This is a genomic window from Mesorhizobium sp. M7A.F.Ca.US.005.03.1.1 (genome assembly GCF_003997975.1).
Lineage (GTDB): Bacteria > Pseudomonadota > Alphaproteobacteria > Rhizobiales > Rhizobiaceae > Mesorhizobium > Mesorhizobium ciceri.
This window is the reverse complement of sequence record NZ_RZRO01000061.1, coordinates 18732-42352: the sequence shown is the minus strand read 5'-3', so window position 1 is coordinate 42352 and position 23621 is coordinate 18732. Positions and strand designations below refer to the sequence as shown.

Annotated in this window: 20 protein-coding genes; 8 read left to right on the top strand and 12 right to left on the bottom strand. The window is 63.4% G+C overall.

Translation table 11 applies throughout. The annotated features are described in order from the left end of the window. The first annotated feature begins 119 nt into the window (after nucleotides 1-119). From EN990_RS22925 to EN990_RS22910, 4 genes are all read left to right on the top strand, one after another. Nucleotides 120-1121 carry an Ldh family oxidoreductase gene (locus EN990_RS22925; RefSeq protein ID WP_024501902.1) on the top strand — a complete coding sequence of 334 codons (1002 nt, stop codon included), beginning with the start codon at nucleotides 120-122 and terminating at the stop codon, nucleotides 1119-1121. A 241-nt stretch (nucleotides 1122-1362) separates the two neighbouring features. Continuing rightward, a complete protein-coding gene (locus EN990_RS22920; protein ID WP_013528193.1) occupies nucleotides 1363-1644 on the top strand; it encodes a hypothetical protein in 282 nt (93 codons plus the stop codon). Between the two features lie 196 nt (nucleotides 1645-1840). After that, nucleotides 1841-2293: a DoxX family protein gene (locus EN990_RS22915; protein ID WP_027164211.1), complete on the top strand. Its 453-nt coding sequence runs from the start codon at nucleotides 1841-1843 to the stop codon at nucleotides 2291-2293. A gap of 93 nt (nucleotides 2294-2386) precedes the next feature. Next, on the top strand, nucleotides 2387-3364 hold the full coding sequence (locus tag EN990_RS22910; protein ID WP_024501904.1) for a complex I NDUFA9 subunit family protein: 978 nt from the start codon (nucleotides 2387-2389) through the stop codon (nucleotides 3362-3364). 29 nt (nucleotides 3365-3393) lie between these two features. Here the strand turns inward: EN990_RS22910 and EN990_RS22905 are convergent, their stop codons facing one another. After that, nucleotides 3394-4761, bottom strand: coding sequence for a cytochrome P450 (locus tag EN990_RS22905; protein WP_013528196.1), 1368 nt, complete (start codon nucleotides 4759-4761; stop codon nucleotides 3394-3396). A gap of 177 nt (nucleotides 4762-4938) precedes the next feature. Here EN990_RS22905 and EN990_RS22900 point away from each other — a divergent pair, with 177 nt between their 5' ends. The 4 genes from EN990_RS22900 (at nucleotide 4939) to EN990_RS22890 (ending at nucleotide 9579) form a co-directional block, all read left to right on the top strand. Continuing rightward, complete coding sequence (locus tag EN990_RS22900; protein ID WP_024501906.1) at nucleotides 4939-5508, top strand: NADPH-dependent FMN reductase; 570 nt, start codon at nucleotides 4939-4941, stop codon at nucleotides 5506-5508. A 248-nt stretch (nucleotides 5509-5756) separates the two neighbouring features. Then, nucleotides 5757-5888, top strand: coding sequence for a hypothetical protein (locus EN990_RS36725; protein ID WP_255337201.1), 132 nt, complete (start codon nucleotides 5757-5759; stop codon nucleotides 5886-5888). A gap of 70 nt (nucleotides 5889-5958) precedes the next feature. Next, nucleotides 5959-8430 (top strand): DNA topoisomerase (ATP-hydrolyzing) subunit B, encoded by a 2472-nt coding sequence (gene gyrB / locus EN990_RS22895; RefSeq protein ID WP_013528198.1) that lies wholly within the window; start codon nucleotides 5959-5961, stop codon nucleotides 8428-8430. Between the two features lie 231 nt (nucleotides 8431-8661). Beyond that, entirely contained in the window at nucleotides 8662-9579 is a 918-nt protein-coding gene (locus EN990_RS22890) for a hypothetical protein (RefSeq protein ID WP_013528199.1), read from the top strand. A 98-nt stretch (nucleotides 9580-9677) separates the two neighbouring features. Here the strand turns inward: EN990_RS22890 and EN990_RS22885 are convergent, their stop codons facing one another. The 11 genes from EN990_RS22885 to EN990_RS22835 all read right to left on the bottom strand — a co-directional run bounded on the left by EN990_RS22885 (nucleotide 9678) and on the right by EN990_RS22835 (nucleotide 23615). Then, nucleotides 9678-11159: a hypothetical protein gene (locus EN990_RS22885; protein ID WP_127368039.1), complete on the bottom strand. Its 1482-nt coding sequence runs from the start codon at nucleotides 11157-11159 to the stop codon at nucleotides 9678-9680. Nucleotides 11160-11293: 134 nt separating this feature from the next. Further along, nucleotides 11294-12691: an NAD(P)(+) transhydrogenase (Re/Si-specific) subunit beta gene (locus tag EN990_RS22880; protein WP_013528201.1), complete on the bottom strand. Its 1398-nt coding sequence runs from the start codon at nucleotides 12689-12691 to the stop codon at nucleotides 11294-11296. A gap of 6 nt (nucleotides 12692-12697) precedes the next feature. Further along, nucleotides 12698-13126 (bottom strand): NAD(P) transhydrogenase subunit alpha, encoded by a 429-nt coding sequence (locus EN990_RS22875; RefSeq protein ID WP_024501908.1) that lies wholly within the window; start codon nucleotides 13124-13126, stop codon nucleotides 12698-12700. Next, nucleotides 13123-14403, bottom strand: a complete 1281-nt coding sequence (locus tag EN990_RS22870) for a Re/Si-specific NAD(P)(+) transhydrogenase subunit alpha (RefSeq protein WP_127368040.1) — start codon at nucleotides 14401-14403, stop codon at nucleotides 13123-13125. Before EN990_RS22870 ends, EN990_RS22875 begins: the two co-directional genes overlap by 4 nt. Before the next feature lie 85 nt (nucleotides 14404-14488). Further along, a complete protein-coding gene (locus EN990_RS22865; RefSeq protein ID WP_013528204.1) occupies nucleotides 14489-14713 on the bottom strand; it encodes an aa3-type cytochrome c oxidase subunit IV in 225 nt (74 codons plus the stop codon). 206 nt (nucleotides 14714-14919) lie between these two features. After that, the gene (locus EN990_RS22860; protein WP_013528205.1) at nucleotides 14920-15069 is read right to left on the bottom strand and encodes a DUF3096 domain-containing protein; all 150 of its coding nucleotides are present in this window, start codon (nucleotides 15067-15069) and stop codon (nucleotides 14920-14922) included. A gap of 119 nt (nucleotides 15070-15188) precedes the next feature. After that, nucleotides 15189-15968 (bottom strand): hypothetical protein, encoded by a 780-nt coding sequence (locus tag EN990_RS22855; RefSeq protein ID WP_013528206.1) that lies wholly within the window; start codon nucleotides 15966-15968, stop codon nucleotides 15189-15191. Between the two features lie 335 nt (nucleotides 15969-16303). Further along, entirely contained in the window at nucleotides 16304-18616 is a 2313-nt protein-coding gene (locus tag EN990_RS22850; RefSeq protein WP_013528207.1) for an EAL domain-containing protein, read from the bottom strand. A 144-nt stretch (nucleotides 18617-18760) separates the two neighbouring features. Continuing rightward, nucleotides 18761-22255: an indolepyruvate ferredoxin oxidoreductase family protein gene (locus EN990_RS22845; protein ID WP_127385458.1), complete on the bottom strand. Its 3495-nt coding sequence runs from the start codon at nucleotides 22253-22255 to the stop codon at nucleotides 18761-18763. Nucleotides 22256-22474: 219 nt separating this feature from the next. Next, complete coding sequence (locus tag EN990_RS22840; protein ID WP_127369205.1) at nucleotides 22475-23011, bottom strand: hypothetical protein; 537 nt, start codon at nucleotides 23009-23011, stop codon at nucleotides 22475-22477. Next, nucleotides 23004-23615: a CGNR zinc finger domain-containing protein gene (locus EN990_RS22835; RefSeq protein ID WP_127369206.1), complete on the bottom strand. Its 612-nt coding sequence runs from the start codon at nucleotides 23613-23615 to the stop codon at nucleotides 23004-23006. Before EN990_RS22835 ends, EN990_RS22840 begins: the two co-directional genes overlap by 8 nt. Between the last annotated feature and the right edge of the window lie 6 nt (nucleotides 23616-23621).

The window sequence follows — 23621 nt, the reverse complement described above, 5'->3', positions numbered from 1 at the left end:
GAGTAGGGGAGTATCGGGCCACTATCCACATTCACATTTCCATCCCCATTCGCTATTCACTGCCCACTGTCCCGTACTCCCGTACTCCCCTATTCCCCTACTCCCCTAGGACGGCCATGATGCAACTCAGTCTCGACCAGGCAAAAGGACTGTGCCGGATGGCGGCACTTGGCGCCGGCGCCAATGAGGAAGCGGCGCAATCGCTCACTGCTTCGATCATATCAGCCGAGGCCGAAGGGCTTTCCTCGGTCGGTCTGTCGCATTTCATCGACTATCTCGAGGCGCTGGAAGCCGGACGCATCGACGGCAATGCCGACCCGGTGATCACCCGGCCGGCGCTGGCAGTCTATCTCTCCGATGCACGCGGCGGGCTGGCGCATACCGGCTTCGACCGCACCATCGACGACCTCGCCAAGGCGGCAAAGCTGTTCGGTGTCGCCATCTTCTCGCAGAAGAACGCCTATACATGCGGCGCGCTCGGCTATTTCACCGGAAGGCTGGCAGCACAAGGACTGGTGTCGTTCGCAGCCACCAACGGCCCGGCCGTGCTTGCCGGCTCGGGCTCGGTCAAGCCGGTCTACTGCACCAACCCGATGTCGTTTGCCGCGCCTGCCGCCGACGGGGCGCCGCTGGTCATCGACCAGTCGTCGAGCGCCACCGCTTTCGTCAACATCCGCAAAGCGGCCGAGGACGGCAAGACAATCCCGGAAGGCTGGGCGCTGGACGCCAGCGGCAACCCGACCACCGATCCCGCCGCCGCCATGAAGGGCGCAATGCTCGCCTTCGGCGGTCAGCGCGGCGCCAACATCGCGCTGATGGTCGAGGTGCTGGCGGCGGGCCTGTCGGGCGCCAACTGGTCGCTCGACGCGCCATGGTTCAGCGGCGGGCCGGACAGCCCCGGCACGGGACTGTTCGTGCTTGCTATCGAACCCAAGCTGCTCGATCCAGATTTCGAGCAACGAATGAAGGACCAGCTTGACCGGCTGCGGCGGCGCTTCGGCGTGCATGTGCCCGGTCGTGCCCGCGCAGAGGCCGCCGAGAAGGCGCAAGCGCGCGGCATCACCGCATCGAAGGCCGTGGTGCAGCGCATTTCCGAATTCGCTGCACGCTATTCTTCCTGAATATCTATTAAATATCAATTAGTTATCTGGAATTCGCCCGCCGCAGGCGCGGCGCAGTGCGATTTTCTTTGCGCGCCGCTGAACCTTTTCGCGCCTTGCTGCGACCCAGCTTTGTCCAGGGCAAGGCGAGCTTGCCCGATCCACACCGAGGGAAGCAGCAAACCGAAATCGAAAGCCTGCATCACGCGAAGGCCGGTCCTTCGCGCCTCGGAAAACTCAACCCAAATCAAAGGAAATTGCCATGACCAACACCAAGATCACCATGCTGACCGCCGTCCTTCTGCTCGGCTCGTTCATGGGCGCCACACAGGCAGCCACCCTGAAGGCCGCACCGGTCAAGCCGTCCAGCCCGGGTGTCATCGCTGCCCCGAGCGGCGGGGCCACCGAAGACCACTACTGCAAGAACGGCCATGCAAAATTCGCCAATTGCAGCGCTGATTTCGTCGCCGCCTGCAAGAAGGTTGGTGGCACCATGTCGGATGTTCAGGGCTGGGGTGGGCGTACTTGCTTCACGCCCTCCTGATACCGTCTCAGGTCAGGCCGCGCCGTCGGCCCCTGGCTTCGCATGGATGTCACCCGGAAAACCCCGCTTCGGCGGGGTTTTCTGCGTTTTGATCGCACGATGGTAAAACATTCTCGTTTTGGTCAACTTTTGTTTATTTGACTTCGACCAACCTGATCGGCCGTTTGCGCTGATTGAGCAAAACAGAGGAGCTACAATGTCGGCAAGCACGGACAATCCCCGCAACGCCCTTGTCATCCCGGTCCTTGGCAGGTTTTACGCGGCCCTGCACGATGGTGCCGAAACCGTTCTTCGCGTCGTCGCCGGCGGGTTTCTCGCCATCCACGGTTCGCAGAAGATCACCAATCCTTTCGGCGCTGCCGAGATGGTCGAGGGTCTCGGCTTCTATCCGGGCGCGTTGTGGTCGTTGCTTCTGGCCTGCACTGAATTCTTTGGCGGCATCTTCATCGCCATCGGGTTTTTGACGCGGCCGGCCGCCTTTGCCGGCCTGTTCGTGCTATTGGTCACGGTCTGGTTCCACTGGGTCACCATGGGCCAAGGCTATTCGGGTGCGGAAAAGTCGCTGCTGTGGGCAGCGATCCTGCTCTTCTTCGTCATTCGCGGCGGCAACCGCCATTCGGTCGACGCCCGTATCGGCAAAGCGTTCTGACAGGCTGATAGCGACGACGCGTCGCCCTTTGCCTTTGGCACGAAACGGATTATGAAACGGCTTCAGCCAAGCCTGCGAGCGCCGGAGCCAGCCATGACCGAAATCCTGCAGACCCCAAAGCTCGTCGTCGTCTTTGGCGGGTCAGGCTTTGTCGGCCGCCATGTCGTGCGCGCGTTGGCCAAGCGCGGTTATCGCATCAGGGTCGCCTGCCGGCGGCCCGATCTCGCCGGCCATTTGCAGCCGCTCGGCAATGTCGGCCAGATCCAGCCGGTCCAGGCCAATGTGCGCGTGCGCTGGTCGGTAGACCGCGCCGTGCAAGGCGCCGACCATGTCGTCAATCTGGTCGCCATCCTGCATGAGAGCGGCCGGCAGAAATTCTCCGCCGTGCACGAGTTCGGCGCCCGCGCAGTGGCCGAGGCCGCGCGCTCGGTCGGCGCCGGCCTGACCCACATTTCTGCGCTTGGCGCCGATCTGGACTCCGAATCAGACTACGCGCGCACCAAGGCGCTTGGCGAAAAGGCTGTGCTGGAGACGATCAAGGACGCCGTGATCTTCCGGCCGTCGATCAATTTCGGACCCGAAGACGGCTTCTTCAACCGCTTCGCCAACATGGCGCGCTATTCGCCGGTGCTGCCGCTGATCGGCGGCGGCCAGACCAAGTTTCAGCCGGTCTATGTCGGCGACGTGGCCGAAGCGGTGGCGCGCTCGGTCGACGGCAAGGTGGATGGCGGCCAGATCTATGAACTCGGCGGACCGAAGGTGCTCACCTTCAAGCAGTGTATGGAAGAGCTGCTCGACGTGATCGAGCGCAAGCGGCTGCTGGTGCCGGTTCCGTGGTGGGTGGCCAACATCCAGGCCTCGATCCTCGGTCTCCTGCCCAACCCGCTGCTGACCAAGGACCAGGTGATGCAGCTGCGCGAGCACAACATCGTTTCGGACGCCGCCAACCAGACCAACAGGACGCTTGCGGGGCTAGGCATCCAGCCGCAGTCGATCGCGACGATCCTGCCCAGCTATCTCTGGCGCTACCGCGCCGCCGGCCAGTTCCAGCAACGCAAGCCCGCGGCCTAATTCGGCGCAACTGCCTGAAGGTGTCATGTCTAACGCGGCGTGACCTGCATCGGTAGACCGCCTTGCGGCTGCGTGGTCAGTTTCTGTACCGGCCAGGGTTTCGTTTCGGCGGTGGTGTCGAAGCGGAAGCGCGACAGCATGATCGCCAGCGCGATGATCGCCTCCTGCATGGCGAAGCTGGCGCCGATGCAGACGCGTGGGCCGGCGCCAAACGGCAGATACTGGAAGCGGTCGATCTTTTCGCGATTTCCCGGGTGGAAGCGCTCCGGCAGGAAGGCATCCGGCCGGTCCCACAGTTTCCTGTGGCGATGCACGACCCAAGGCATCACCAGCACCGCGGCGTGCTTGGGGATATGAAGATCCTTCCACATTTCCGGTTCGATCGGCTCGCGGTTGATCGACGGCGCCGGCGGATAGAGCCTGAGCGCTTCGTCGAAAGCCGCGCGCGTGAACGGCATGGCATCGAGCCATTTCGTCGGATCGGGCTCGCGCGCCAGCACCTGGTCGATCTCCTGCTCGACCCGGTTGCGCTCCCACGGTGATTCAGCCAGGCAATAGAGCGTCCAGCCGAGCGCACGCGCCGTCGTCTCATGGCCGGCGCCGATGAAGGTGATGATATTGTCCTCGACCTCGGCCCGCGTCAGTCCGTCGGGTCCCTCGGCCTTGAGCAGCAGTGTCAGGAAATCCTGCGGCACGGCATCGGGATCGCGCTTGAATTTCGCTTCGCGCATCTTGACCGTGTCGGTGACGATCTTGCGGAAATAGGCCATGGTCTTGCGGCCACGGATGCGGGTCAGCCTCGGCAGCCAGTCGGGCGCACGCAACAGGTCGAGCGGATCGACGCGACCCATGGTCTCGAACAGGCGGTCGATCTCGTTGGCGAAACTGCCGGGCTCGCCTGATATCTCGCCGGAAAACAGCGTCTCGGCCAGAATGTCATAAGTGAGCAGCGTCATGTCATGGGCGATGTCAGACGTGCCGCCGTCTTCGTAACGGGTGACGAAGTCCTGCGTGCGCCTCAGCATCGGCTGGGCGAAGCCGAAGATGTGGCGCGGCGTGAACACCGGCGCCATCGCCTTGCGCGACCGCTTCCAGACCTCGCCCTCGGCGGTGAGCAGGCCGTCGCGCAGGATCGGCCGCAGGATCTTCTGGCGCACCGTCGCCATCTTGTAGTTCCTGGCGTTGTCGACCAGCACATGCCGGATCAGGGCGGGATCATTGGCGACGATCAGATGTCCGCCAACGCCGTTCGCCGAGATCCACGGCTCGTTGTAGGTATGCTCACCCCACAATTCGAGCGGGTTGCGGTAGACGATGCGGATCATCTCCAACGTCGAGGGCGGCGTCGTGCGCGGCTTCGGCGCCGGGGGAATGAAGGGGGCGGGCTGGATGTCCATGCTGTGCTCCGCTGATGACCCAATGTAGTGGGCCGCAAAGCAGGCGTCCATGTGACCGAACGGCAAGGCCCTACTCTCCGGAATGTGACCGGTTACCGCGAGGTGCCTTCTTGTTGCCCCGAGCGGCATGCCCTAGGTGGCAGTCACCAATGGATACCGCCACCGCAGGAGCCCAGCTTGAAGCACCAGTTGAACATCATCATCGGCAGCACGCGGCCAGGTCGCGCCGGACCGATTTTTGCCGAGTGGCTGGAGAGGTTCGCGCGCGAGCACGGGAAATTCGAGCCTGTACTGACCGACATCGATGCGTTCAAGCTTCCGGTGCTGGACGAACCGCACCATCCAAGGCTTGGCAACTACCAGAACGATCATACCAAAGCCTGGTCCAAGGCGATCGATGCCGCCGATGCCTTCGTCTTCGTGGCGCCGGAATACAATTATTTCGTGGCGCCGGCGATCGTCAACGCGATCGACTATCTCTCGCGCGAATGGAAGTACAAGGCAGCCGCCATTTTCAGCTATGGCGGCGTCTCCGGCGGCCTGCGCGCGGCGCAAGCGCTGAAGCCGCTGCTGACCTCGGTAGGTGTCATGCCGATCCCGGAAGGCGTCGCGCTGCCGATGTACCAGAAACTGCTCGACGAAAATGGCGCTTTCAACGCCAGCGAACAGGTGCAGGGCGGAGCCAAAACCATGCTCGACGAGCTGCTGCGCTGGAGCGAGGCTTTGAAGCCGATGCGGGCAGGCTGAAAACGCTGGTCTTCCGCAAAAACCCCCGGTTTGCTGCCATAGAGAGGTGGTCGTGCACAGGAACGAGCTGGGGGGCAGTTCGATTTGCGCTTGCTGTTTGCCTTGCTGCCTATGCTCACCACCGCCACCGCAGTGGTGGCGCCTGGCCCTGGTCATCGCCAACGACGACCACCGCCTGATCCGGCCGCCCGCCCGACATGACGCCGGGGCGCGACCGCAGCAGGCGGCTGGCGCCGAGATACAAGTTCATGATCAAGGTTTCTCAAGGACCGCTGGCCGAAGTGAAATGGGGGCCGGCGGAGGCCCGCCATTGGCAGCCGGCCATTCCCAGTGAAATGCCTGCAAACCTTGGAAAAACCGCCTTTTGCGCCTATATCTAGTCGATATCAGAGGCGCGATTCGGCGCGGATTTTTCGCGCTGTGCAGGCGGCATCCAGACAACAGGTTTTCATGAGCGATCAGATCGACAACAACAACGGCGCTGAAGCCGAATACGGCGCCGATTCCATCAAGGTTTTGAAGGGGTTGGACGCTGTCCGCAAACGCCCCGGAATGTATATCGGTGATACAGACGACGGCTCGGGCCTGCATCACATGGTCTATGAAGTGGTCGACAACGCCATCGACGAGGCGCTGGCCGGTCACGCCGACCTCGTCACCGTGACGCTCAACCCCGATGGTTCGGTCACTGTGATCGACAATGGCCGCGGAATTCCGACCGATATCCACACCGGAGAAGGCATTTCGGCGGCCGAAGTGATCATGACGCAGCTGCATGCCGGCGGCAAGTTCGACCAGAATTCCTACAAGGTCTCGGGCGGCCTGCATGGCGTCGGCGTCTCGGTGGTCAACGCGCTGTCGGCGTGGCTAAAGCTGAAGATCCGCCGCAACGGCCAGATCTTCGAGATGAGTTTCACGCATGGCAATGCCGACGCACCTCTGAAGGCGACCGGCACCTATGAGCAGGACAAGCAGCCGGGCACCTATGAGGGCCGCAGCGGCAGCCAGATCACCTTCTTCCCGTCGGCCGAGACCTTCACCATGGTCGAGTTCGACTTCGGCACGCTGGAACACCGGCTGCGCGAGCTTGCCTTCCTCAATTCCGGCGTGCGCATCATTTTGACCGATGCCCGTCACGCCGATGTCGTGCGCCATGAACTGCACTACGATGGAGGCCTCGAAGAATTCGTCAAATATCTCGATCGCGTCAAGAAACCGCTGATCGACAAGCCGATCGCCATCCGGGCGGAGCGCGACGGGATCACCGTCGAAGTGGCGATGTGGTGGAACGACAGCTACCACGAGAACGTGCTGGCCTTCACCAACAACATCCCGCAGCGCGATGGCGGCACGCATCTGGCCGGCTTCCGCGGCGCGCTGACGCGTCAGATCACCGGCTATGGCGAATCCTCTGGGCTGACCAAGAAGGAAAAGGTCTCGCTGATCGGCGACGATTGCCGCGAAGGTCTGACGGCGGTGCTGTCGGTCAAGGTTCCCGACCCGAAATTCTCCTCGCAGACCAAGGACAAGCTGGTCTCGTCGGAAGTCCGTCCTGTCGTCGAAGGCCTGGTCAACGAAGCGCTCGGCACCTGGCTGGAAGAACACCCGAGCGAAGGCAAGGTGGTCGTCGACAAGGTGATCCAGGCGGCGGCGGCGCGCGAAGCGGCGCGCAAGGCGCGCGATATCACCCGCAAGAGTTCGCTCGGCGTCACCTCCCTGCCCGGCAAACTGGCCGACTGCCAGGAACGCGACCCGGCGAAATCCGAAATCTTCATCGTCGAGGGTGATTCCGCCGGCGGCTCCGCCAAGGGTGGGCGTTCGCGCCAGAACCAGGCGATCCTGCCGTTGCGCGGCAAGATCCTCAATGTCGAGCGGGCGCGCTTCGACCGCATGCTCGGCTCCGACATGATCGGCACGTTGATCACGGCGCTCGGCACCTCGATCGGCAAGGACGAGTTCAACGCCGACAAGCTGCGCTACCACAAGATCATCCTGATGACCGACGCCGACGTCGACGGCGCCCATATCAGAACCTTGCTTCTCACCTTCTTCTTCCGGCAGATGCCTGAGCTGATCGAGCGCGGCCATCTCTACATCGCCCAGCCGCCGCTCTATAAGGTGACGCGCGGCAAGAGCTCGCAATACATCAAGGACGAGAGCGCGTTCGAGGAGTTCCTGATCGGCTCGGGACTGGAGGAAGCATCGCTTACGCTCGGCTCGGGCGAGGTTCGCATCGGGCAGGACCTGCGTGGCGCCATCGATGACGCGCTGGCGGTGCGCCAGCTGATCAACGGCCTGCACACGCGCTACAACAGAGGCGTCGTCGAGCAGGCGGCGATCGCCGGTGGGCTCAACCCGGACGTGTTCGCCGATCTCGGCCGCGCCAACGACATGGCGGAGCGGATTGCAAAACGCCTCGACATCATCGCCGAGGACACCGAGCGCGGCTGGACCGGCCGCATGTCGACCTCGAATGAAGGCGTTGGCGGCTATGTGTTCGAGCGCACGGTGCGCAGCGTCAAGGAATATGCGCATCTCGACCTGGCGCTGATCAATTCGGCCGACGCACGCCAGCTCGACCGTTACGCACAGCGCCTCAGCGAGGTCTACGGGTCGCCGCCGGTGCTGCGCCGCAAGGATGTCTCCGAAACCATCTCGGGGCCGCTGGCGATGCTCAATGCGGTCTTTGCGACAGGCCGCAAGGGCCTGACGATGCAGCGCTACAAGGGTCTCGGCGAGATGAACGCCGAACAGCTGTGGGAAACCACGCTCGATCCGAACGTGCGCTCGCTGCTGCAGGTCAAGGTCAATGACGCGACCGATGCGGATTCGCTGTTTTCGCGGCTGATGGGCGACGAGGTCGAGCCCAGGCGCGAGTTCATCCAGGACAACGCGCTGTCGGTCGCCAATCTGGATATCTGATCTGGACGTTAAATCTGAATTGGCGCGCTGCGGCGCGCCAATTGTTCCACCGGCGGCAACAAAATCAATTTGCAACGCGCCGGAACGGAAGTCCCTGCGAGACATTGTGACAATATCGATCACAATTTCTAACAGGAGGCTTCCATGGGACGCGGCATTTTGCTCTGGTTGCTCGGCATACCGATCCCGATCATCATTCTGATCATGCTGTTCGTACGATAGGGGGCACTTATGCAGTCCACCCTATCGGCTGTCGACGTTTCCACTTCAACAGAATCCTCCTCCACCGCCGTCAGTTGGGGACCGATCATCGCCGGTGCCTTCGCGGCCTCGACGCTGACCTTCATCCTCATGCTGCTGGGCTCCGGGCTTGGATTGAGCATGGTGTCGCCCTGGTCGGGATCCGGCGCATCTGTCACCACTTTCGCGGCATCCACCGCCGTCTGGCTGATCATCGTGCAATGGCTGTCCTCGGGTGTCGGCGGCTACCTTGCCGGACGCCTGCGCACCAAATGGGTCGGCATCCACACGGACGAGGTGTATTTCCGTGATACCGCCCATGGCTTTCTTGCCTGGGCGTTGGCCACACTGCTCGTCGTCGGCGTGCTTGGCTCCGCGCTTTCCGCTGCCATAGGCTCGGGCGTGCAGGCGGTGTCCACCATCGCGTCTGGTGCGGCCATGGGCGCATCGGCGGGGGCTTCGGCCAATGCCGGCAGCGCGTCGGCCGACAATGCGACATCCTACCTGGTGGATTCACTGTTCCGTCCGGCCGATCCGGGCAAGCTCGCGGCCGCCAATCCGGACAGCGATGCGGCCGCGGTTGGGCAGGCTTCGCGCATCCTGATCGCCGGCGCCGCGGCAGGCGAGGTTTCCGCAGACGACAAAACCTATCTGTCGCAGTTGGTCGCCGTTCGCACGGGGCTTTCGGAAGCAGACGCCAGGACCCGGGTGGATGCCGTCCTCGCCAAGGCCCAGGACGCCAAGGTCAAGGCGCAGCAGGCCGCCGACACAGCCAGGAAGGCCAGCGCGACGTTTGCCTTGCTTGGTGCGCTCTCGCTGGCCATCGGCGCCTTTATCGCCAGTGCTGCCGCGGCCCTTGGCGGCAGGCAGCGCGACGATGAGGAAGCGGTTTTTATCACCAACCGTTGAACTGCACTTGCAACAAAGCCACTCCGGGCCGCCCGGAGCGGCTTTGCTTTGAAGTTGTCGAGCGGCGCTGCCACGACCCCGTTCGCTGAAATCCGTTCTTATTTTCGGGGAGGAATCGCCGGCACTTCGGCTTGGCTCGGCTCCAGTTTGCGACCGAGGTCGACAGCGTCGCGCAGCACGGCGAGATGCGAGCGCGGCTGATCGCCGGCGGCAACCTCGCTACCGGTCGCCGCCAACGACCAGTACAGCGTGTGGGTGAAGACACGGCCGAGGGAACCGCGCAGCTCGACCTGGATGTTTTCTATGCCCGGGCCGAAATTCTCCGCCATCGGCCCTGAGATCGGATCGCCCGTCAGCCAACCATTGCCGCGGTCGAAGATATTGGTCCAGCGCGTCGCAGCAAACACCGCGCCATGATGCACCGCCCGCTGCGGCTTGCCGGAAGAACGGTTGCGCCCTTCCTGATAAAGCACGGTGCCACCGGCCGCCGCTCCCTCGGCAATCGGCGGACATGCCGAGAACAGGCGCTCGGCGATGCCGCGCCTGAATTCGGCGAGATTGTGCGTCACCAGAAATTCGCTGTGGGTCAGCGGGCTACCAAGCGTGACGAAATCGCTGATCTTCCAAGGCCGATGGCTGTCGTCCCTGGTGCGCAGTTGGCGATAGAGCTCCCACTGATCGCGCCGGAACCCGGCAAGATCGTCAAGGCTGCCGGGCCATGCCGAGCCGTCGGCAACAAGCGTCGCCTTGTCGATGGCGTGGATAGCTTTCAGTTTCGCCTTGTCGCGGATGGCCTCCAGTTTTCGGGGCCTGAAATCGGACCATAAGATCTGCAACAGGTCATAGGCGATCATCGAGCCGAGGCTGTGCGAGACCAGCACGATGCGATCGTAGGTATCGTCCATCATCAGACGCTTCAGCAGCTTCAGGCCGCGGTCGCGGATCAGCGCCCGCTTCTCTACCGTGGCCGCTTCAGCGCGCACATAGGCCGCGACATCGCCGAAATAGGGAAGGCCAAAACGGTCCACCGACCAGATGACGAACGAGGCCAGGATGGTGACGAGGACGCCGACGGTCCACGAAATCTGCTGCTGCCAAACCGACGTCGCAAGCGCGAGCGTCGCGACCAGGGCGATGATGACGGCAACCAGGGTGACCAGATAGAGCTTTCGGGCGTCCGGCGGTATGTCGGCGGGCTTGCGCCACAGCAGATTTGTCACCCAGGCGGCAAGCCGGCCTCGCGTCGTGCCCTGCGTGATGTCGGCCCAGTAAAGCTCGTAGAAGTCGGTGCGGCGGCCATCGACATCGTAGGGCGTGGTGATGCGGCGAAGTTCGTACGAATTGGTCCGGCTGTCGGGAGTGATCCAGCTCTGGTTGATCTTCGCGCCGGCGGGGTCGGCCGGATCGGCGACATGGGCATAAAACGGCGCGCGGTTGGGGTCATGGCTCCAGACAGCCTGGACAAAGCCTCGCAGCGTATCCATCGGCCGCTGTTCACCCATGCCATGCACGATCACCACCGCCTGGCCAGGCTTGCGCGGCGCTTTCCCGGCGGGCGGCGATGCGATCGGGTCAGGCACCAACGTCTCCGTCGACGACAATCCCGCCGTCGAGGCGGGAATTCGTCATCGTAGCGCCGAAATCGCCGTCGAGCCAAGAAAAAGCCCGGCGCGAAGCCGGGCGATTCTTGGCGTGTCCCGGCGCTTATCCCGGATCAGTGATCCATGGCTTTGACGATCTCTTCGGTCATCTTCTTGGCGTCGCCGAGCAGCATCATGGTGCCGTCCTTGTAGAACAGCGTGTTGTCGATACCGGCATAGCCGGAACCGAGCGAGCGCTTGACGAACAGGCAGGTGCGCGCCTTGTCGACATCGAGGATCGGCATGCCGTAGATAGGTGAGGACTTGTCGTCGCGCGCGGACGGGTTGGTGACGTCGTTGGCGCCGATGACATAGGCAACGTCGGCTTGCGCGAACTCCGAGTTGATGTCCTCAAGCTCGAACACCTCGTCGTAGGGCACATTGGCTTCGGCGAGCAGCACGTTCATGTGGCCGGGCATGCGGCCGGCGACCGGGTGGATGGCGTACTTCACGTCGACGCCATTGGCCTTGAGCTTGTCGGCCATTTCGCGCAGTGCATGCTGCGCCTGGGCAACCGCCATGCCATAGCCCGGCACGATGATGACTTTCTGGGCGTTCATCATGAGGTAGGCGGCATCGTCGGCAGAACCCTGCTTGACCGTGCGTTCGATGCCGTCATCGGCGGCCGCTGCCGTCTCCCCACCGAAGCCGCCGAGAATGACCGAGATGAAGCTTCGGTTCATGCCCTTGCACATGATGTAGGACAGGATCGCGCCGGATGAGCCGACCAGCGCGCCGGTGATGATCAGCGCCAGATTGCCGAGCGTGAAGCCCAGCGCCGCCGCCGCCCAGCCGGAATAGGAATTCAGCATCGAGACGACGACCGGCATGTCGGCGCCGCCGATCGGGATGATCAGCAGGATACCGAGCACCAGCGAGGCGGCAACGATCAGCCAGAAGACCAGCTTGGACTCGGTGGTGACCAGCAACACGATCAGCACGACGAGCGCGATAGCAAGTGCGGCGTTGATGAAGTGGCGTGCGCCGATCATGATCGGCTTGCCGGACATGCGGCCATCGAGCTTGAGGAAAGCGATGACCGAGCCGGTGAAGGTGATGGCGCCGATGGCGACGCCAAGGCTCATCTCGATCAGGGCCTGGGCATGAATGTCGCCATCCGTGCCGATGCCGAAGCTTTCCGGGGCATAGATCGCGGCAGCCGCCACCATGACGGCGGCGAGGCCGACCAGCGAGTGGAAGGCAGCGACCAGCTGCGGCATCGAGGTCATGGCGATGCGGCGCGCGGTAACGGCGCCGACGCCGCCGCCAATGGCAAGGCCGAGCACGATCAGGCCGAAGCGGCCGGCGGACGGGGTCGCCAGAGCCAGTGTGGTGGCGATGGCAATACCCATGCCGATCATGCCGTAGAGATTGCCCTGGCGGCTGGTGGTCGGATGCGACAGGCCGCGCAGCGCCATGATGAACAGGACACCGGAGACGAGGTAGAGGAAGGACGCGAAGTTGGCGTTCATGGCGCTCTACTTGTCCTTCTTCTTGTACATGGCCAGCATGCGCTGGGTGACGAGGAAGCCGCCGAAGATGTTGACCGAAACCAGCATCAGCGCGACGAAGCCGAAGCCCGCGGCAATGCCGGAGGCGGCGATGCCGACGGCAAGCAGCGCGCCGACGACGATGACCGAGGAGATGGCATTGGTGACGGCCATCAGCGGCGTATGCAGTGCGGGGGTCACCGACCAGACGACGTAGTAGCCGACGAAGATCGCCAGGACGAAGATGGCGAAGCGGAAGACGAAGGGATCGATGGCGCCGCCGGAGAGCGCATGCGCGGCATCACCGGCTGCGTCAGTGCCGCCGGGCGCGGTCGCCAGATTGTGCACCGCCAGCCGGACGGCGGCGGAGGCCTGGTCGAGCTGGTCGAGGGCTTTCTGCAGGGTCTGGTCCATCACGCGATCCCTTTCGGCTTCGACGAGGGCGACTTGGGTGCGGCCGCCTTCTTGGACGCGGCTTTCTTGGGCGAAGCATCGGCGACCATGGTCTTGGCCGGGATCGCGGCCGGCTCGACATATTGGCCCTTTGCCGGCTGCTGGTCGGCTTTCACGAAAGCCGGATGAACCACCTTGCCGCCATCGGTCAGCATCGTTGCCTTGACCAGATCGTCGTCGCGATTGATGGCAAGCGTCTTGGTCGTCTTGTCGACCAGCGTCTCGAGAAAGGCGAACAGGTTCCTGGCATAAAGCAGCGAGGCCGACGCCGCGATGCGGCCAGGCACATTGAGATGGCCGACAATCTTGACGTTGTTGGCGGTGGTGACCACCTTGCCGGCTTCGGCGCCCTCGACATTGCCGCCGCGCTCGACCGCGAGGTCGACGATCACCGAGCCCGGCTTCATCGAAGCGACCATCGCCGACGAGACCAGCTTGGGCGCCGGCCGGCCGGGAATGAGCGCCGTGGTGATGACGATATCCTGCTTGGCGATGTGCTCTGATGTGAGTGCCGCCTGCTTGGCCTGATATTCCTTCGACATTTCCTTGGCGTAGCCGCCGGCCGTTTCGGCCGCCTTGAATTCCTCGTCCTCGACCGCGAGGAACTTGGCGCCGAGCGAGGCGACCTGTTCCTTGGCGGCGGGGCGAACGTCGGTGGCGGTGACAACCGCACCAAGCCGGCGCGCGGTGGCGATCGCCTGCAGGCCGGCGACGCCAACGCCCATGATGAAGACCTTCGCCGCCGGCACCGTGCCGGCCGCCGTCATCATCATCGGCAAGGCGCGGTCATATTCCGAAGCCCCGTCGATCACCGCCTGATAGCCGGCCAAATTGGCCTGCGAGGACAAGACGTCCATCGACTGCGCGCGGGTGATCCGGGGCATGAATTCCATCGAGAAAGCGGTGACGCCGGCCTTGGCAAGAGCTGCCACGGCGGCATCGTTGCCGTAGGGGTCCATGATGGCGATCACAGCCGCGCCGGGCTTGTAGCTCTTCAGCTCGGCATCACCAGGCCGGCGCACCTTCAGCACCACATCGGCCTTGGCGACATCGGAAGCCTTGCCGATAGCAGCGCCGGCGCTCGCATAGTCGGCATCGATGATGCGCGATTTCAGACCGGCACCGGCCTCGACGACGACGTCGAAGCCCAACGCCGCCAGCCGTTTCACCGTATCGGGCGAAGCCGCGACGCGCGGCTCGTTGGCATCGAGCTCACGAGGGATGAAAACCGTCTGTCCCACCGCATGATCCTTTCGGCCGGAAGCTATTTCCCGCAAGACGCCGGCCGGCCTCGCGGCGGCGCCGTGGACAAGATGTCGGAAAAATCTATCGGAGGATAAAGGCGCCGACAGCCAGAATCAGCACGAACAGAATGGTCGCCGAGAAGAAGCCGCCCGCGAAGAAGCCGAAGGCCATCGCCAGGAGCAGGGCGCCACAAAACAGCGAGCCGTACTTGGCCAGCGCGAGGAAGCCCGCATAGGTGCGGTCATGCTCGGCATAGTCCATCTTCGCGCCCAGTTCGACAGGACCAGTCGGCGAGTGATCAGCCATAGGAATACCCCTTCGAAGACATCTTTCAGGCACATAGCGAAAAGCCGCGCCGAGAGCAATGGCGCTATTGCCGCACAACAACCGACAACTGCCTCAAAGAAAGATTGAAGCCAGCAGTCGACGCCGCGACGGAGTCCGATCGCTGGATTCTGATGCTTGATGCGGAACTCCGAAGGGCGGACGCTTGCGTGGCCTAAGCCGGCGCCTCAGCCTGCTAGATGCGGAAATAGCCCGAGCAACCCGACGACGATCAGATAGAGCGCGACGATGTAGTTCAACAGCCTTGGCATGACCAGGATCAGCACGCCGGCGATCAGCGAGATGAGCGGGGTTAGCGCAAGTGTGGAAATGGTCATGGCGGGTTCCCTCAAAAACCTCAGATCGACCCGGAGCGCTGCTCGTGGCCTCACCCAGAACGCCGAAGTCGCCAAAAGGCTCCTGTCGGCCCTGCAAAATCGTGTGGATCCCTGCCGTATCAGGCGGCTTCGTGATAGTATTTTGCCGTCGGCAGGATGGTCAGCGGCGCGAGTTCCCCGACATGCGGCGTATCGAACAGCATGCGCTGCTCCATTGGCGTCGAGCGGAAGAACGGGAACCGTGAGAAGGACCGCTCGCGGATTGCGTTGACGTCGGCGCGGTAGAGCACGACCTTGTTGAAAACGCCCGGATAGGCGCGCGACTCGCTGATCTTCTCCGAGTAGTAGATACGCTTGTAGAAGCCGGCGTGATCCTCGCGAATGGTCGACAGGCAGTAGGGCGCGTTGAAATGGAAGCACGCCATGCCGGCCAGCCGCAGCGTCAGGTAGGGAATCTGCGGGTAGACGCGCGACCATTCGGGATCGGACGCAAACCGGCTGGGACAGATGAAGCTCAGCCCGTCACGAAGCATCGGCATGACGATGTCGCCAAAGGCCTTGGTGGAAGGCGACATCGGCGTGGCCAAGGTGACGTGATGGATACGCAGCGTGCTGACGAGTTCCTGGTCGATATAGACCCCGAAGCGGTACACATTCGGTGCCTCGTCGAGCTCATCGTGAATGGTATGGTTTTCGTTGTCGGGCACCATATCGTTCGAGCGATATGACTTGTAGCGCAGGCGGTAGATGTCCTCGAGATCTTCGCCCTTGTCGCAGCGGCGGTACTCTGTCCGCTCAAGCATCGCCGAAACGTTGCGGGCGAAGCTGGACATGGTGTCGGCGGCGTCCTTCCCGTCCTCGCCCGTCACCGGACGAAGCGAACTCAACTGCACAATCATCAACTCAATCCCCGTACATTGCCGCCGCGATCCGACACTACGACAGGGTCTTGGGATGTAAAAGATGAAAACAGGAAGCAGCCCGTTTACCAGTCGTTAAGGTTAACGATTGCTAAAATAAAACTAAAATTGGTGGTTTTCTTCGTTTTCTGCGTCGCGACGGGGAAAGAGCGTGTCTCGAACATGACGGGAAGCGGCTGAAATTCTGGCATGGCCCGCGATGTGCAAAGAAACCTCGAATGCAGTGAATGCCTAAAGCCTGGGCGCCTGTTCAATCCTGATGGAAACAGGGATGGGCTCTCAGTGCCCGGGCACCATGCGCCAGGCGCCGCAAATCAGCGGCGTACCGCCTTTTTGGCGGTCCTGATATCCTTGGCGAAGGGCCATACCGTGTTCGACATCGTCTCGATGCCGGAAGCGCTGAGCGCCGAACCGAACAGGAACCCCTGGACAAGATCAGGCTTGACCTGCAGCGCCAGGATCTTGAGCTGCTCGAAGGTCTCGACCCCTTCGACGGTCACCGAAAGCCCCAGCGGCCGCGACAGGTTGACGATACCCTTGAGCAGCTCGAGCGAACGGGGATTCTGGGTGACGTCCATCAGGAAAGAGCGGTCGATCTTGATCTTGTCGAGCGGCAGCTTGTGCAGGTAGCTCAGGCTCGAATAGCCGGTGCCGAAATCGTCGAGCGCGATGCGCACGCCAAGCTGCTTCAGCTCCTCAATATACTGGCGCGTCAGCGACTTGTCATCGAGCAGCGCCGTTTCGGTGACCTCGATCTCGAGCCTACTGGCGGCGAGGCCGGAGCCGGCCAACGCATCGCGAACCTTCTGGATGACATCGCGGCTGCGGAAATCCTTGGCCGAGAGATTGACCGAGACGCTGGTCTGGTCGGGCCATTTGGCGCATTCGGCGCAGGCTGCCTGCAGCACGAAGGTGCTGATCTCGGAAATGATGCCCATTTCCTCGGCCAGCGGAATGAAGATGCTGGGCGAGATTGGCCCGAGATCTGGATGATCCCACCGGCACAGCGCCTCGCAACTGGCGATACGCATTGTGCTCATCGCCACGATCGGCTGATAGACCACCCGCAGGCTCTTGCCCTCTACCGCGGTGCGCAGATCCGCCTTCATCAGCTGACGGTTGCGGAAGGCGGCATCCATCGAAGCTTCGAACAATCGCCAGCTGTTCTTGCCGAGTTCCTTGGCCTTGTAGAGCGCCAGGTCCGCCTTCACGATCATGGCGTCGACATCGGTATCCTTGACCCGTGACAGCACCGCGCCGCCGCTGGCCTGAATGCGCAGCCCGTGACCGGCGACGTCGACTTCCCCTTGCAGGCCGGCGAAAATCTCGTCGAGCTGGCTGGTCAGATGGCTCTCATCCTCGACGCGGTCGAAGAAGATCATGAACTCGTCGCCACCGAAACGGCTGACCGTGATATCTTGCTTGGCAATGGCGCCAAGCCGCTCGGCAACGGCATAGATCAAGCCGTCGCCGATCGGATGGCCAAGCGTGTCGTTGACGCTCTTGAAATCGTCGAGATCGAGCACCGCAAGGCCGCAGAGACGGTCGCGATCGCCGGACGCCATGGCCTCGCCCACCAATTCATGGAAATAGGCCCGGTTGGGCAGGCCGGTGAGATTGTCGTAGCGTGCCATGAAGCGGATCTTGTCTTCCGCCTCGACACGGGCGGTGACGTCCTCGAAGGTGATGACGCCCAGTTCCTGGCTGCCTTCGCGAGCCGAGAACTCGTAATGCTGGCCGTTGGCGAGGGAAACCAGCACCTTGCGGTCGCGACCCTCACGCAGCGCACGCGTCAGCTGCGCCTCGATGTAGCGGCAATCCTTGGGCGCCAGCATGCCGCCGGCGACACCGCGCATCAACAGACCGTGGATCGACCGTCCGAGCAGCGCGTCGGGCGACTTGAGCGACATCAGATGCGCGGCCTCGGCATTGGCCACCGCGACGCGGCCGTCCGGACCGAGCATGACAAGGCCGTGCGACATGGTGTTGAGCGCCCGGTTGAAGCGCTGGGCAATGCGGTTGGCCTTCTTCTCTTCCGAGACGGCCGCAAAAAGCACATCGCGTACGGTGTTGGCGAATTTCCGGATGGCGAACAGGAACGGCGCCGACAGGAGCCCGAGGAGGACATGGTAGATGTCGCCGCGCAGCAGGAAGCCAAGCGAGATCGGCCAGGTCAAGGCAATGGTCAGGATGGTGACCATGCGCGGCGAGCCGTAGTTGCGGCCGGCGATGGAGGTCGCCGTCGCGAGCGTCAGGCAAACGGAGGCGATTTCGGCGAAACCATCGCGCGCGAAATAGATGCCGAGCAGGCAGAAAGCGCCAAGCGTCAAGCCATGCAGGGAGCCATAGAGAATGTAGTCATTCTCACGCTTGTGCGCCTCTTCCCAGGTCGTCGGCGACGGCATGCTGTTGTATTTTCGAAAGTTTCTCATGCGGAACACACCGACGAGAACCATCGAGATCGCGACCAGCAAATACCGCGGATCGCCGCTCTTCCACCAGACCAGGCCGATCAGGAAAGTCTGCGCGAGAATGCCGATCGAAAGTGTCAGCCCGTCGCGAAACAGGGTTTCCACGAACGGAATATAGACGTCGACCGGGATCTCGTTCTTTTTTCGCAGATTCAACGCCTGAATCCCAACCCTGGGGAGCCAAGCAGTGCCACATCCGCCTTAAGAAAGATTTAGAGAGACCCTCGCGCTCCTGCCGTCAAGCCGGGTGACGCAGCGGAAAGCAAGGAAACTGTCGTTCAGGTAAACAAGGCGTATCGATCATTCGGCGGCCTGAAGTTCGGGCCGCGCCGGCGTACTCGACAGGCGTTCGAGCAGCCTTTGGCGCTCGCCGGCGGCCTTTTGCGCGCTGGCTTGACGGACGTGGCCATAGCCGCGGATGAGGGCAGGCACCGAGGCCAGCGCAACCGCCGCATCGACCCTGGCTGGGGCCAACGATCCGGCGATGAGCTCCAGATCCGCCTCGTACCGCGCCAGCAGCTGCCGCTCCATGCGCCGTTCGGCGGTGTAGCCGAACAGGTCGAAGGCAGTGCCGCGCAGGCCCTTCATCGCCGCCAGCACGCGAAAACCCTTCATCATCCACGGGCCGAAGCTCGATTTCCGCGGGCTTCCGTCATTGCCGCGACGGCCCATGATCGGCGGAGCGAGGTGGAATTCGAGCCTTTCGTAGCTCTGGAACTGCTTGCCCAGTTCGGCGGCGAAAGAGCCGTCCGTGTAAAGACGCGCCACCTCGTATTCGTCCTTGATCGCCATCAGCTTGAACAGGTTCCTGGCGGCAGCCTGCGACACCGCGGTCGAACCAGGTACGGCCTTCGCTTCGGCGGCGCGCAACGCGGCCAGTTTTCCGGCATAACGCCTGCCATAGGCGGCGTTCTGATAGGCGGTCAGGAAGGCGACGCGGCGGGCAATGATGTCGTCCAGCGTCTCGGCGGTGTCCGTGGCCTGGCCTGCCTTTCCAGCCGCGGTCGGACCCGGCTGGGCAACCAGCCCGCGCACGAAATCCGGCTGATGGGCAGCGCGACGGCCCCAGCGGAAGGCGGCGATGTTCATCGCCACGGCTTCGCCATTGAGCTCGATCGCCTTCTCGACCGCCTCGGCGGACAGCGGCAGGCCGCTGTGCTGGAAGGCAAAGCCAAGCATGAACATGTTGGCGCCGAGCGAATTGCCGAAAAGTGCCGTGGCAGTGCGGGTGGCATCGAAGAAATGTGCCTTGTCGTCGCCCGCAGCCGCGCGGATCGCCTTTTTCAGCCGCTCTATCGGCAACGAAAAATCGGCCGAGCGGGCGAATTCGCCGGGCATGATCTCGGCGGTGTTGGCGACGAAGATGGTGTGGCCCTCGCGCACCGCGGTCAGCACCTTCTTGGCGCCCGACACGACGAGATCGCAGCCAAGCACGAGATCGGCCTTCCCCGCCGAAACGCGGATTGCATGGATGTCGTCCGGGGTACGAGCGATGCGGACATGGGTGAACACCGAGCCACCCTTCTGGGCGAGGCCGGCCATGTCGATCATGCCGCAGCCCTTGCCCTCAAGATGCGCCGCCATGCCTAGCACCGCACCGACGGTGACGACGCCGGTGCCGCCGACGCCGTCGATGATCGCCGCCCAGCCCTGCTCGCCAAGCGGGAATTGCGCCGGAACGGGCACGCCTTCCAGCGGATCGGCCTTGCCGGCCAGGCCCTCGGCCTTGCGGATCTTGGCGCCGTGCACAGTGACGAAGGACGGGCAGAAGCCGTTGACGCAGGAGAAATCCTTGTTGCAGCTCGACTGGTCGATCTTGCGCTTGCGGCCGAATTCGGTCTCGACCGGCTGGATCGAGACGCAGTTCGACTGTACGCCGCAATCGCCGCAGCCTTCGCAGACCAGTTCGTTGATGAAGACGCGCTTGTCGGGATCGGGGAATGTGCCGCGCTTGCGGCGGCGGCGTTTTTCGGCGGCGCAGGTCTGGTCGTAGAGCAAGACCGAAACGCCCTTGACGTCGCGCAGCTCGCGCTGGACGAGATCGAGGTCGTCGCGGTGATGGATAGTGGCGCCGGCCGGGAATTCGGCTTTGCCAGCATATTTGTCCGGCTCATCCGTGACGATGGCAATGCGGTCGACACCCTCGGCCCGCACCTGCCTGGCAATCATATCGACGGTCAGGCCGCCTTCGTGCGGCTGGCCGCCGGTCATGGCGACCGCGTCGTTGTAGAGGATCTTGTAGGTGATGTTGGCATCGCTCGACAGCGCGAAGCGGATCGCCAGCGTACCGGAATGGTTGTAGGTGCCGTCGCCAAGATTCTGGAAGATGTGCTCGCGCTTGGAGAACGGCGCCTGGCCTACCCATTGCGCGCCCTCGCCGCCCATGGCCGTGAAGCCGACTGTGTTGCGGTCCATCCACAGCGCCATGAAGTGGCAGCCGATGCCGGCCGCGGCGATCGAGCCGTCCGGCACCTTGGTGGACGAATTGTGCGGGCAACCGGAACAGAAGAACGGCGTGCGCGAGCCGATGTCGGTGGCCTCGGTGAGCATTGCCTGGAACTGGCGCAGTTTTGCCACCCGCGCCGAAATCTCTTCGGACGGGCCGATGGTCCTGACGATCCTCTCGCCAAGCGCGATGGCGATCTCGTTGGGATCGAGCGCGCCTTTGGCCGGAAACAGCCAGTCGCCGCGCTCGTCCTTCTTGCCGATAATGACCGGTTGGGTGGCAGTGCCATAAAGGCTTTCGCGCAACTGTACCTCAATCAGCGAGCGCTTCTCCTCGACGACGACGATGGTGTCGAGGCCGCTGGCGAAACCGGCGATGTGATGCAGGTCGAGCGGCCAGGGGCAGCCGACCTTGAACAGCCGCACCCCGATGCGGTTGGCGGCCGCTTCGTCGATGCCGATATCCTCCAGCGCCTGGCGAACGTCGAGATAGCTCTTGCCGAGCGTGATGATGCCGATCTTCGGGTTGCGGCCCCCCGAATAGACGATGCGGTTCAGCCCATTGGCAAGGATGAAGGCGGAGGCCGCGGCGCGCTTGTGTTCATGCAGCCGCTCTTCTTGGCCGAGCATGTCGATCTCGTGGCGGATGTTGAGACCGCCAGGCGGCATGTCGAACTCCGGCACGACGATGTTCAGCCGCTCGAGCGCGGCATCGACCGAGGCGGTCGATTCGATGTTGTCCTTGACGCATTTGATCGCCGCCCACGTGCCGGCAAAGCGCGACATGGCGAAACCGTAGAGCCCGTAGTCGATGATCTCCTGGACACCGGCCGGGTTGAGGATCGGCACCATCGTGTCGACGAACAGGAATTCGGTGGCGTGCGCGTTGGTCGAGGATTCGGCCATATGGTCGTCGCCCATCAGCGCAAGCACGCCGCCATGCTTCGACGATCCGGCGAGGTTGGCGTGGCGGAACACATCGCCTGAGCGGTCGACGCCCGGTCCCTTGCCGTACCAGACCGAAAAGACGCCGTCATGAGTGCCCTCGCCCAGCAGCTCCGTCTGCTGCGCCCCCCAGCAGGCGGTGGCGGCAAGCTCCTCGTTGAGACCCGGCTGGAAGACGATGTCAGCCTGGGCGAGCTGTTTCTTCGCCTTCCACAGCTGCATGTCGAGGCCGCCGAGCGGCGAACCGCGATAGCCGGAGACGAAGCCGGCCGTGTTCAAGCCGGCGCGACGGTCGCGCTCGCGCTGCATCAAGAGCATGCGAATGACCGCCTGCGCGCCGGACAGGAAGATGCGCTCCTTTGCGAGATCGAACTTGTCGTCGAGCGCGACGTCGTGCAGCGTCATCAGGCATTTCCTCTGCGGAGGCCACGCGGGGCAGGCAGCCAACGTCGGGGTCGGATGACGCATCCTTTCTCCCCTTGCAAGGCAGGTCAAACAAAATCGCAGATGCCAGGCAACGCGCAACGAACAGTCCGCGGCCATCCTGAATCGAGTATGAAACCGATCCGCGGACATTGCCCGGCGCATGAACATTACAGCTGCGGCGCGGGCGGCCGCGACGCGTCAGCCGCCTTTCGAGCAATCTGGCTTCGGCTCGCCCGGCAGCTTGCCGTCGGGATGGCCGACGAGATCGGGATTGGCGGTGTAGAGCTGGTCGATGACCAGCGGCCGGTCGGGCAGGATCGACTGGTCTTCCGTCGACATCAGCGTGGTGTCGATCTTCTGCAGGACCGCGCCGTCGGCGCCCTTGATGCTGATGGCAATCGCATAGGGCTTGTTCTTGACGACGCAGGTCAGTGCCGGGCTCTCCAGCGTCACCTTGTCGAGCTTCGGCCAGACCTTCTGCTCGACCACCAGAGGTGCGCCGCCGGCGGGATCCTGGAAGCTGGCGACCGCCACCTGGCCCTCTCCCATCGGCTTCAGCGGCCGCAGGGCCACCACATAAGTCGCCCTGGCGAGGCGGTAGTTGAAAACGAATATCTTGCCGGAAACCTCGAACAGCTTGCCTTCGGCGTCGCCGGTGTCGCGGCAGGCGCCGAGCGCAACGGCCACGATGAGCGCCGCGCCAACAAGGATCGAACGGGAAAGGCCGCTACGCATTCTTGACCTCATTTTCCGCCATGCGACGGCGGCGATAGTGACGGCTTGCCTTCTGACGGTTGCCGCACACCGCCATGTCGCACCACAGGCGGCTGGAATTGCGGCTTCTGTCGACGAACAGCCAGGTGCAGTTGGGACAGATCCTGAGCCTTGCGACGGTATCGTCGCGCAGAAGCGATAGCGCCGAAACCGCCAGCGCCGCCTCGAAGGCGATCGGCGTCAGGGGATCACCGAACGGCCTTCCCGGCACACCGATCTCGGTCCGGCTGCCGGCCAGACCCTCGGCGCAGGCGCTCAGGAATCCGGGCAGATCAGCGGTGGCGACCGCGCCCTTCGACACCGCTCCACGAAACAGCCGGTCCGTCGCCTCGCGGATCGACAGCACGACGGGTGCGATCGCCACCGCTGAGGATACCGCCAGCGGCCTTTCGCCAAGCTCGGCGGCGCGAAAGCGGCTCGCCGCGTCGGCGAAGCGGGCAATCTCGGCCGGATCTTCGAAGCGGTCGAACGTCCGCCCCGGATCGCCGCGCAGCACGACGGTGTTCGCCGTGTCGAGCGCAAGCAGGCCGCCGGTGAAGCGGTGCGGGGTCCATGATACCGTCATGGCCAA